The following is a 12,379-nucleotide window of genomic DNA, read 5'->3' as shown; positions in this document are numbered from 1 at the left end:
GACATCCATGCATTTCCTGCCCTGCCTTGCGCGCGCCGCCATCCCAGGCCGACAACTTGCCATCCGCGCGCTTGTACCCCTGTTGTCTGCGCTGGTCTGGCTGCCGGCACAGGCCGCCGAGACGGATATTGCCGACGAGCCGCTGATCAGCATGACCGAGGTCAAGGCCAAGCCGAACCTGATGTTCATCCTGGACGACTCGACCAGCATGAACCGGGCCTACATGCCGGACAACATGAGCGGATCCAGCTATTACGGCTACTACTCAGCCCAATGTAATGGTGTAGCCTATGACCCCGCCTACACTTACACGGCGCCGTTGTATGCGGATGGAACTTCCTACCCCGACGCCAGTTTCACCGCAGCTTGGAGTGACGGTTATACGCAGAGCAGCACGGTCAATCTTCAGGGCACGGGATCTTCCTACACGGCCAGCAGCCTTTCGTCTTCGAGCGGGTCGAGCGCAACTTTGACCTTCAACAGTGGCGTCAGCACGTCCACTTTCACGGCAGGCAGCACGGTGACGGTCAGGCGTGGGAATGGTACTTCCTACAGTGGAACAGTGACCAGTTGGACCAGATCGGGCAATACCTACACCCTGGTCGTCAGTCTCAGCGGTTTTTCCTCGAGTGGCACCGGCAACTGGACGGTGACCACCCAGGGCAGCGGTCAGACTTACTACACCTATACGGGCAGTCAGACGGCGATGGACTGGACCTACGGCAGTTCTGGATCGGTGAACACCAGCACCACTTTCTACAAGGAGTGCATGACCTCTGCGAGTTCCAGCAGCAGTGTGTTCACGAAAGTGACAGTCACTTCCAGTTCGTCCGAGGCCACCAATTACGCTAACTGGTATTCCTACTATCGCACGCGGCTGCAACTGATGCGCACGGCCGTTGGGCAGGCCTTCACTGAACTGGACGACAGCTACCGGGTCGGCTTCATGACTCTTGGCCGCACCGGCATTACGAATGGCACAACGTTCCGGGACATACAGGATTTCGATACTGCCTGGAAGAGCAATTTCTACAGCAGCCTCTATGGCACCACCACGTATGGAACCACGCCATCACGGGTGGCCTTGTCCAGGGCAGGACGCTATTTCGCCAAGAAGATTTCGGGGCAGTCCTACGATCCGATGGAGTATGCATGTCAGCGCAACTTCGCGCTGTTGACTACCGATGGCTACTGGAACGGCGACTATGGCGTGAAACTGGATGGCAGCACCTATGTTGGCGATATGGACTCGGGCTCGGATGTGGGTCTGCCGCTGCGGGATGCCACCAAGACCGCCAACACCCTCGCTGATGTTGCCTTCTACTATTATCAGAACGACTTGCGCAGCGATCTGGACGATGTTGTGCCCACGTCGGGGCGCGACACGGCGACTCACCAGCACATGACCACCTATACCGTTGGCTTGGGCGTCAATGGAACGTTGTCCTATGATGCGGACTACCTGAACCAGACGTCGGGCGACTATGTGGATTTGAGCAACGGCACCAAAAGCTGGCCTGTGCCGTATGGATATAACTTGGGCTCTTCCAACGGAGGAGGTAACGCGACCAATATCGACGACCTCTGGCATGCCGCCGTCAATGGCCGTGGCCAGTATTACTCGGCCATGAATGCCAGCGCCCTGACCGATGCCATTCAGGGCGTGGTCTCGGCCGTGCAGCAATCCACTGGCTCTGCCTCCGGCGCGTCGACCAGCACCCTGGACCTGGTTGCGGGCAGCGACAACGTGGCCTACGAGGCCAGTTACACCACCCTGGTATGGAGCGGGGATGTCGTGGCCTGGCCCATCGATGGCACCACCGCTGAAGTTGATGGCGATGCCATCTGGTCCGCCGCCACCCAATTGGCCAGTACCAGCTATTCGAGCCGCACCATCTGGTTCAATCAAGGCGGTAACCTCACCAGCTTCACCTGGGCCAACCTTCAGGGCAGTCACGCCAGCAGTTTCGCGAGTCTTTGCAGCAGCTTGAAACTTTCGCAATGCAGCTCGCTCAGCAGCAGCAACAAGACCTTGCTGAACAATGGCGAGCATGTGGTCAACTTCCTGCGTGGCCAGCGCAGCTACGAAGTCGCCAGCAATAGCACCAGCCCGCTGTTCCGCACGCGCGACAGCCTGCTGGGGGACATCATCAATAGCAAGCCCATCTATGTGGGCGCACCGCCGTTCAGCTATACGGACAGCGGTTACACCGCCTTCAAGACCGCACAGGCCAGCCGCACGCCGATGGTCTACGCAGGCGCCAACGATGGCATGCTCCATGCCTTCAACGCCAATACCGGCAAGGAACAGTGGGCCTATGTGCCCACTGCGGTGATTCCCAACCTCTATTACCTTGCCGACAAGAACTACGGTACCAACAGCAGCTATCCGCACCGCTATTATGTCGACGGCAAGACCGTGCAGGCCGATGTGTATTGGGATGGTGAATGGCGCACCATGTTGGTCGGCGGTCTCAATGCCGGCGGCCAGTCCTATTACGCGCTGGATATCACCTCTCCCGAGTCGCCCAAGCTCCTGTGGGAGTTTACCGACAGCAACCTCGGCCTGAGCTACGGCGTGCCGATCGTCACCAAACTGGCCGACGGCACCTGGGTGGTGGCCTTCTCTTCAGGCTACAACAATACGTCCGGGGATGGCAAGGGGCACCTCTACGTGGTTTCGGCCAGGAGCGGCGAAATCCTGCGGAACATCGCCACCACGGCAGGATCGCCCGACACCCCGAGTGGGCTGGCCCAGCTCAACGCCTGGGTGTCATCGAGTGCCGACAATACCGTGTTGCGCTTTTATGGCGGCGACATGCTGGGCAACGTCTGGCGCTTTGATGTAGACGATCTGGTGCAGCCATACCAGTCCGCGTTGCTGTTGGCGCAGATGCAGGATGCCAGTGGCAACGGTCAGCCCATCACAACCGAGCCAAAGCTGCGCGAAATATCCTCGCAGCCGGTCGTGGTGGTGACCACCGGACGCTATCTCGGTACCAGTGACATCGCTGACGATCAGGTACAGTCGATTGCAGCCATTCGTGACCCGTTGACCGCCACCGGCTGGGGCGTGGTGCGCACCAGCGGCGACTTCGTCGAGCAGAACATCACCATCAATGGCACCGCGGCCAGCAACGCCAGTGTGGGAACGGTGAGCTGGAGCAGCGGTGCTGGCTGGTGGCTTGATTTCCCGCAGGCAGGCGAGCGCGTTTTCGTCGCGGCGGAGTGGGCGGGCTCGCGCCTGATCGTCTCTACGGCCATCCCCAGTGGTGACGTCTGCTCATCCGGCGGCGCGTCATGGTTGTACTACTTCACCATCAGCAGCGGTGCAGTCACGGCCGAGCAGTTTAGCGCCGATTCGTTGATCGTCGGCCTTACCGTTGTCACTGCCAGCGACGGCAGCATCAAGGTTCTGGTCAGGGACAGCTCAGGCGGCAGCACGGTCGAAGATGCCGGGCAATCGGATGCGACGGCTGCCATCCAGCGCGCTCGCCGCATATCCTGGCGCGAGCTGATTGACTGAGAATCTGTTCAAAAGATAGCGCTGAAGCGCGCGCTCGCCACTTGTCCGCTGCTCGTGTGTCGGGCATCCTTGCCTTGGGGACATTGTGGTCCGCCTGGGTCAGGCAAAGCTGGGTTGGTGCGCTTTGATGTCGGCGCCTCATTCGCCGCTGGTCTTGAGGCTGGCGCCGCGCACTTCGATCTGCACCGCATCGAGCAGGCGCTCGCCATCGGCGCTGCGCAGTTCGATGCGGTGGCGTCCCGGCATGGGTGGCCAATACCAGTTGCGCGCGTCGGTCAGGCCGGTGACGGGCTGCTGGTTGACGTACCAGCGCACGTCGGCGCGGCTGGCCGAGAGGCGCAGCATCTGGTTGTGCGGCGGAATGTCGGGGTCGAGCGCGAGAATGGTGCCGCTGTCGGGCCGCAGGATGCGCGCACGCGCGGCCTCGGCACCCCCGGTCACGGTGTCGGCTGGGGGCTCGTCCGGCACCTCATCCGGCACGTTCAGGCTGAACACGGCCTGCTCGGTGCCGGGCAGGAACCATTCGAGCCGGTCGGCCTCCTGGAAGCGCTCGCGCGCGTTGCCGGCGGGGATGTCGTAGTGCACGGCCTGGTGCACCAGAGCGGCCGGTGGCGCGGGCGCATGGGCGGGCTGCAGGCGGTGCAGGTAGGCGGCCACGTCGGCCCAGACCGGCGCTGCGCCGGAGACGCCGCTGACTTCCTGCATCGGCGAGCCGTCGGCATTGCCGACCCACACGCCGATGGTGAAGCGGGGCGTGAAGCCGATGGCCCAGTTGTCGCGCATGTCCTTGCTGGTGCCGGTCTTGACGGCGCTCCAGAAGCGCGTGGCGAGCTGACTGTCGGTGCCGAAGGTGAGCACGCGGGCATGGCGGTCGGCCAGCATGTCGGTGACGATGAAGGCCACGGCGGCATCGAGCACGCGCTGGCCCCCGGTGTCGTCGGCCCGGTTTTCCGCCTGGTCTTCTGCGCTGTTCCGTGCCTGCCGGGGAGTCAGGCGCACATCGCTGTGCCAGCCGCCATTGGCCAGCGTGCGATAGGCGTTGGTGAGTTCGAGCAGGCTGGCGTCCACGCCGCCGAGCGCCAGGCTGTAGCCGTAGTAGCCCGAGGGCTCGGGCAGCGAGAGGCCGAGCGCGCGCAGCTGCTGCGAGAAGGCCTCGGGCGAGACCATGCGCAGGGCCCGCACGGCAGGAATGTTGAGCGAGCTGCCCAGCGCTTGCCGCACCGACACCCAGCCCTTGTAGCCTTCGTCGTAGTTCTGCGGTGCGTAGATGCCGAATTCGGTCGGAATGCTCGCAGGGGAATCGTGCAGCAGCGAAGCGGCCGTCAGGCGCCGCTGGGCGATGGCCTGGGCATACAGGAACGGCTTGAGCGTCGAGCCCGGCTGGCGCGGCGCCAGCACCGCATCGACCTCGGCGGCGCGGCTGAGCGCCTGACCGGAGGAGCCGACCCAGGCCAGCACCTCGCCGCTGGCATTGTCGAGCACCAGCACCGCGCCATCCTGCACGTTGCGGCCCTGCAGCGCGCCCAGGTGGGTGTGCAGGCTGCGCAGCGCATGGCGCTGGATGCGGGCATCCAGGCTGGTGACGATGCTTTGCTCGGCATGACCGTCCTCCGCCTGGCCGGCTGCTGGCTGCCGTTGTCGGGCCAGCAGGTGGTGCGCAAAGTGGGGCGCCGGCCCGCTGACCGGGTTGAAGTGCCGCCGCTGCAGCGCTGCGGTGGTGTAGAGCGCCAGTGCCTTGCAGTCCCCGCCCCAGTGCGAGCCGCCTTGCTGCAGTGCCAGGCAGGCGCGCTGCGCCACGGTGGCCACCGGGGCATTGGGCGCGCGCAGCAGCGCCGCGGCAATGGCCGATTCGCGCAGGTCCAGGCCGTCGGGCGCCTTGTCGAACAGGCTGCGCGAGAGGGCGTCGATGCCGACCATTTCGCCACGGAACGGCACCAGGTTCAGGTAGGCCTCGAGAATCTCGGCCTTGCTCCAGAGGTCTTCGAGGTCGCGCGCGGACCAGAGCTGGCGCCACTTCTGCTGCCAGCTGCGCCCGCCCGCGCGGCTGCGCAGCGATTCATTGAGCAGCCCGGCCAGCTGCATGGTGATGGTCGAGGCGCCGCGGGTGCGCTCGTTCCAGAGGTTGCTCCAGGCAGCGGCCGAGACGGCGCTCCAGTCCACCCCGCTGTGCTCGTAGAAGCGCTTGTCCTCGGTCAGCACGATGGCGTGCAGCAGCGCCGGTGACATGTCCTCCAGTGCCACCCAGTCGCCACGCCGCACCGAGAAGTCGGTGCGCACGCGTTGCAGCCGCTGGCCGTGGCGATCGAGCAGCCAGGTCTCCGAGGCGCGCCAGTCCTGCCGTACCGCCTCGAAGCCAGGCAGCACTGCCGGCGCTTCCGTCTGTGCCTGCCTAGGCGATTGCCTCTGTGTTTGCGCCTGTGCTTGCGTTTGCGCCCATGCAGCGCTGGGCCCGGCCAGCCACAGGGCGCCAGCGCCCAGCGCCGCGGTGGCGATCAGCCGCCGCAGGCTGCGCATTGCCTCACTGCGGCAACGGGCCGATGTGCATCGCGTCATTGGGCACTTCGCCAAAGACATGCGGCATGTACATGGCTTCCACGCGCGTGGCCGGCAACGAGAATTCGCCGGGCTGGTTCAGCCGCACGGTGTATTCGTACTGCGTGGAGCCGGGCCAGATGGCGTAGTAGTAGACCCGCATCATGTCCATCTTGCGCTCTTCCCAGGCGATGGCATAGCCGCGCTGCTGCGCTTCGCCCTCGGTGGCGATGGCCGAGTCGCGGCCCAGGCCGCCGCCCAGGATGGTGCTGCCAGAAGGAATCGGGTCCGTCAGCGCCGTGATGCCCACTTGCGCATTGCTGTGGATGACCAGGCGCACGCGGTAGATGTCGCCCTGGCTCCACTGGCCGGGCACGGCCTGCTGGATGGGGGTGATGGATTTTTCCAGGCGCAGGCCCGAATGCACCGGCGCCTTCAGCGGTACCGCCGCGAGTGAACTGATGGTGACCCAGGGCGCACCGGTGCCCTGCTGCGTGATGGCCAGGCGCGAGGCATTCTCGGCATCGCCCAGCCGCGCGATGGCGTCGGGCCAGCCAAATTCCAGATGCAGCTTGTCGGTACTGGTGTTGACAGGCCGGCTGGCGGTGTCGCTGCCAGTGGCGGCGGCCTGCGCCGGCCAGTCGGCGCTTTGTCGCTCGGCGCCAAGCGCGGCGGCCAGCGTGCCGGTCACCGGCACCGATTCATGGATGCGGGCAAACTGCCGCACTGCCAGCTGGCCCCACAGGTTGGCGGTGGTGGTGCTCCAGGCGCCCTGGCGCTGGCGCGCCAGCAGGCCGCTGGCCAGGCCGCCCATCTCGTCCTTCCATTCCGGCATGTCGGCGGTCAGGTAGAGCAGGCGGGCGGCATTGGTGTCGCCGTTTTGCATCATCCACCACCAGTCGTCGGTCTTCTCGGTGGTGAACAGCACCTGTGCGCCGGTCTGCAGGATGCGGCTGAGCAGTTCCTGCTGGACTTCCTCGAGGCGCTGCGCGCGCTGCGGCAGATTGGGCAGCTTCTTGAGGATCTGCAGCCAGTCGAGCACCGCATGGGTGGGCCAGCGCTGCGGCGTGATCTGGATGCTCTCGAGCAGGCGCGGCTCGGCGGCGCCATGGCTGGCCAGCGCGGCAATGACCATCAGCTTGTAGATCGGCAGGTCGTTGCGCGGCGCGAAGACCTCGCGCTGCAGGCGCCCTTCGGCAAAGGCTGTCAGTGCCTCGATCATGCGCTGGCGCGAGCCCTCGTCGATGCGCAGTTCGGTCTCGCCGAGCGCCGCCAGCGCGGCGTCGGCGGCCAGCAGGTGGGCGGTGAGGAACACGCTGCCATCGTCGCCACGGCGCGGCGGGAAGTAGCTGGCCAGGCTGTCATCGTCGAGGTAGGCCGGCAGGTCGTCGGCCACGCCCTTCCAGAGGCTGGTATCCATCAGGCCGATGGCCTTGCCGTAGCGCTGCTCCAGGCAGGCATAGGGGTAGTAGCGCCACCAGCGCGTCAGGCCAGGCAGCAGGTCGCCGCCCAGCGAGGCCTGCGCATCGATGTGAATGCCGCCACGCCCCTCGAGGGCATCGCCCGGCATGCCCACCTGCAATTCGAGCGGTTCGGTGAGCTGGCGCAGGCTGGCCTGGCGCACCGTCACCGGGATGGCCGGCACGATGGTTTGTGGCAGCTCGATGCGGTCTTCCGCCACCACCTTGCCGCCTTCGGTACGGGCCGACAGCGTCCAGGTCTGCCGCGCCTCGGGTTCGGGTTGGCCGAGGTAGGGCACCGTGACGCGCCATTGCACGGTCTGCGCCGAGCCGGCGGCGATCTCGACGGTTTGCGGCGCCAGTGCCGGCGCGGCACCATTGGGCAGCACATCGCCGCTCTGGATGGCCGCCTCGACGATGGCCTTGAGGGGCGCGTCGGTGCTGTTGCGGATCGTAAAGCGGGCGTCGAACACATCGCCTTCGCGCACCACTGGCGGCAGGCCGCTGATGATCTGCAGGTCCTGCGCAACCTTCAGTTCGGCGCTGCCCGAGCCGAAGAACTGCACACCGGCGTCGGCTACTGCCTCGGCGTGGAAGGTGGTGATGCTGTCATTGAGCGGCACTTCGACGCGGGCCTTGCCCTGGGCATCGAGCTGCACGCGCGGCTGCCACAGCAGCAGCGTGTCGAAGAGCTCGCGGGTGGCGCCATCGGCACCGCCGCCACCGCCGGCCGGGGCGGCCTTGCGGCCGTAGTGGCGGCGGCCCACCACTTCCATTTGCGCGGTGGCGGTCTGCACGCTCCAGCTGCGCTCGCGCATCATGGCCGAGAGCAGGTCCCAGCTTTGGTTGGGCGCCAGCTCCAGCAGGGCCTTGTCGACCACCGCCAGCGCCACTTCGGCACCCGCGGCGGGCTTGCCGCCCGGCAGTGTGGCCTGGATGTCGAGCACCGCCTTCTCGCGTGTGGCATAGCGGGTCTTGTCGGCCTTGACCTGCACGTTGATGCGGTGGCTGGCATGGCCCACCTTGACGGCAGCGACGCCGAAGCGGTAGCTCGGCTTGCTCAGGTCGACCAGTGCGGTGGGCGGCACGGCTTCGCCGGTGTCGTTGCGCCAGGCTTGCCACCAGACGCGTGGTGAGCGAAAGCCCCAGGTGAAGAAGCTGTACCAGGGCACTTCGCGCAGCCGTCCCCGCACGGCCAGCACGCTGACGTACATGTTCGGGCTCCATTGATCGCCAACCTTGAGGGTGAAGCTCGGGTCGCTGCCCGAGAGCTCCATCAGATGGGTCTCGAGGATGCCCTCACGCTCGACGGCGACCAGCGCCTGCGCCTTGCGGTAGGGCATCCGAACCTGGAAACGTGCCGTCTCGCCTGGCTCGTAGAACGGCTTCTCGGGCAGCACGTCCATGCGGTCCGAGGCTTCGCCGTCGAACCACACTTCCCCCTTGCGGGTGACCCACACGCTGGTGGCGGCGGCATAGTCGCGGCCGCTGCCATCGCTGGCGCTGGCGATCAGTTCGATCTGGCCCGGCTCCTCGAGCTGGACCTTGCATTCGATGCGTCCTGCGGCATCGGATTTGCCGCCGCAGACCTGGCCGAGGTCCTTGCTTTCGTACTGGTGCTCGTATTTGTAGAAGCCGCCCACCATGCGCTTGCGGGTGGTGAGCGTGGTGTGGCTGCGCGCGCGCACGCTGACCTGCGTGCCAGCCGCCGGCTTGCCATCGGGCGTCAGCGCCACGGCCTGCACGGCCAGCGGCTTGTCCACCGAAATCCAGTAGTCGGTTCGCAGGCCCACCAGCACTGCGGCCGGCCAGACCGGCTCGACCCGGGTGATGGTCTGCATCTCGCCGTTGGGATCTTCGAAGGTGGCTTCGATGCGCAGGTTCTGCGGCCGGTCGCTGCGGTCCTTGGCATCGATGCTGAAGCGGGTGTTGCCCTGTGCGTCGAGCTTGAGAGGACGCTTGTCCATCACCAGTTTGCGGGAGGCCTGCTCCTGGATGGGCGCTTCATCGGCCGTGTCATCGCGCCTTGCGGGCGGGTCGAAGCGGTAGTTCTCGTAGTTGGCGAAGCGCACCGCCAATGGTTCAAGCATGGCCGAGACCTGTACCGGCCAGTGGGCTGCGCCGCCGCCGCTGACGTAGCCCAGCTGCAGGTTCATGTCGATCTGCTCGACGCCTACCAGGGCCTGGCCGCCGACCGGAACCACAGAGCCCTCGAACACCGGCAGGCGGAACTCCTCGACGCGGAAGCTGCCGGTGTAGAGATCGTCATTGGTTTCGTTGTCGCGCAGGATGACGCTGTAGCTGCCCAGCGGCGCCAGCCGTGGCAACTGCAGCGAGGAATCCGCGCTGAGGCCGCCGCCGCTGGTCTTGTACCACTCCAGCGTCTGCGTGAATTCCTGGCCGCTGCCGTTGTGGCGGATCAGCAGCTCGTCCGGACCGAAGGATTTGCCATCGATGCCGGCGAGCACCGGCAGCCGCACATAGTGCTTCATCGACACCGTCTCGCCGGCGCGCAGCAGCGTGCGGTCGAACACGGTGTGGGCCAGTTCGCTGTCGCCCTGCAGCGCATAGTCGGTCGGCACCTGGAAGCGCCAGGGTTCGATGCCGCGCTGCCAGTCGGTCCAGACCAGGCCCAGGTCCTGGCCGTCGGGCGAGCGGGCGCTGACCATGTAGGCGCGGTCGTGCCAGTAGTCGCCGTTTCGGCGGCACTGGGGCCGGCCGGAGATGTCATCGAAGCGCGCCACGCCGTTGGCATCGGTGGTGGCTTCGGCGACCTGCTGGCCTTCGCAGCTGTTGACGCGCACCGTCGCCCCGGCCACTGGTTTGCCGCTGTCGAGCGAGGTCACCCAGGCCAGCGAGTTGGCGGCGCCGAGCTTGAAGTGCACGCTCAGGTTGGTGACCAGCACCGCGGTGCGGGCATACAGTGTGCGCGGGCCTTCATAGTCGGGCGCGAGCAGCGCCTCGCCCAGGGCCGGCGAGGCGATCTCGACGACCTGGAAGCCCGGCTCCAGCGGAATGCCGACGACTTCGGTGGCCTCGCGGTCCGGGTTGTCCTTGCGGGCCGGAATAGTTTGCTGGGAGACCTGGCTGGCGCCATCGAGCAGCGACAGCGCGCGAGTCTCCAGGTAGCTTTCGTGGCGGTCGCGCGTCTCGCTGGGCACGAAGGTGGGCAGCTTGCGGATGCCGTCCTCGCCGGCCTGCTTGCGGCTGACATAGCGGCCGGGCTGGTATTTCTCGGTGCGGTACATCCAGTCGATGATGTCGGCGTCGCTGGCATCGGCGCCCAGCCGCAGCGTCTGGATGGGCAGCGGCACTTCGACGGCGCGCAGGCTCACCGGCAGCAGCGCCGGTTCGTGGTAACCCTCGGCAAAGCGCTCGATCACGGCGAATTCGCCGGTGGGGAACTTGGCCAGCGGCGGTGCGCGGTCGGTGGCCACGGCCAGTGGAAAGGACGCGGCGTTGCTCAGCGGCCGGCCAGCATCGTCGCTGAGCGCACCGTCGAGCTCCAGGCTCATGCGGGTGTTCTCGGGGAACGGCCCCTCGAACACCACGCTGTGGATTTGCCGGCCTTCGAAGCGGGCCGGATCGGCCAGCACGGCGGCGGCATCGAACAAGTCACCATCGGCATAGCCATAGTCGTCGCCCGCCTGCGCACGGGCTGGCCATTCCTGGCCGCCGGCGCGGAGCTTGATCTTCGGCAGTTGCGTGGCCTCGACCGGCGCATTGAACTGCAAGCGCATCGGCAGCACCGGAATGCACTTGCGGTCGGCCTGCTCGCGCTGGCAGCTGAAGTTGGCCTCGAAGGGCTTGCGCACCGTGTAGGAAAAGCGCTGCGGCTCGTCCGTTGCCACGCCTGCGGGCGAGGCGATGCCCTTGCCCCAGACCAGTTGCACATCGGTGCCGGGCGTGAGTCGGCGCTGGCATGCCAGCGCAATGTAACGGCGCGGGTCGGCTGCGGCGCTGGTGCCTGGCTCCGGGGCGTCTCCCTCCCCGTCATCGGCCTCGTAGTCGGCGTCATAGTCGTCCGCGCGGCCCATGCCGGTGCTTTGCAGCAGCTTGGCACGTTCCTGGTCATCGAGCAGGCGCACCGGAATGCGCTCGCCGACATCGGCGCTCTGGCACCACACCTTGCCGCTGAGGGTCTTGAGATCCACCGCGCCATTGGTGCTCAGCAGAAAATGCTGTTCCTCGTCGATGGCCGACGACCAGGTGTAGGGGCGGATGCGTTCGACGATCGGACCTCCGGTGTCGAAACGGTGCGGCTTGGCGCCGGTGATGGAGGTGTCCTCCAGGTCACGGAAGCTGGGGTCGGCGGTGACGGTGCAGCGCACGCCACCAGGCAGCGGCGTGTTGAAATCGAACACCCAGCGCTTTTCGTTGACCCAGCGGCCCTGGCCTTCGACCTGCACCCCTTCGCAGGCAATCGCAACGGGCGCCGGGGCATCGGGGCGGCCCAGTACCACGGCGGGCTGTCGCAGGTTCACCACCACCTGGGCAGTGTCGGAGGATACGCTGCCGGAGGGCGTGATCGATTGAATCTGGGCGGCCTGGGCCGCGGTGCAAATCAGGGCCGTACAGACTATGGCCAAGGCGGCCGCGGTCAGGCCCAGAGGGCGGTGCAGAGGGGGAGCCATACCAACCTTCTTGAAGACACGGATTGATCAGGCGAAGGTCGGTCCCGGTGCTGGCTGAGCTTCGGGCTTGGCTTGAAGGGAACCGCCCCGCAGTGGTGCTGCATTATGGGGCAGTCTGTTTGCAGGCCGGCCGAGGCCAGCCCGCACAAGCGTTTGCAAACGTTACTTTGGCGTCACTGGCCCCGAGGGGGCTTCCCACCATTCAGTGGCAGGCAGCGCCGGCGGGC

The 12,379-nt window shown here is 66.3% G+C and carries 3 protein-coding genes; 1 reads left to right on the top strand and 2 read right to left on the bottom strand.

Annotation, left to right across the window (positions count from 1 at the left end):
• Positions 1-7 precede the first annotated feature (7 nt).
• Positions 8-3,526, top strand: coding sequence for a pilus assembly protein (locus tag EV687_RS08900; protein ID WP_122231807.1), 3,519 nt, complete (start codon positions 8-10; stop codon positions 3,524-3,526).
• Between the two features lie 138 nt (positions 3,527-3,664).
• Here EV687_RS08900 and pbpC read toward each other — a convergent pair whose 3' ends face one another.
• Both pbpC and EV687_RS08890 read right to left on the bottom strand, forming a co-directional pair.
• Positions 3,665-6,040, bottom strand: a complete 2,376-nt coding sequence (gene pbpC, locus EV687_RS08895) for a penicillin-binding protein 1C (protein WP_122231806.1) — start codon at positions 6,038-6,040, stop codon at positions 3,665-3,667.
• Between the two features lie 4 nt (positions 6,041-6,044).
• Positions 6,045-12,152, bottom strand: a complete 6,108-nt coding sequence (locus EV687_RS08890; RefSeq protein WP_122231805.1) for an alpha-2-macroglobulin family protein — start codon at positions 12,150-12,152, stop codon at positions 6,045-6,047.
• Positions 12,153-12,379 lie beyond the last annotated feature (227 nt).

The organism is Corticibacter populi (assembly GCF_004217315.1).
Lineage (GTDB): Bacteria > Pseudomonadota > Gammaproteobacteria > Burkholderiales > Burkholderiaceae_C > Lampropedia > Lampropedia populi.
This window is presented reverse-complemented; position numbering and strand designations above follow the sequence as displayed.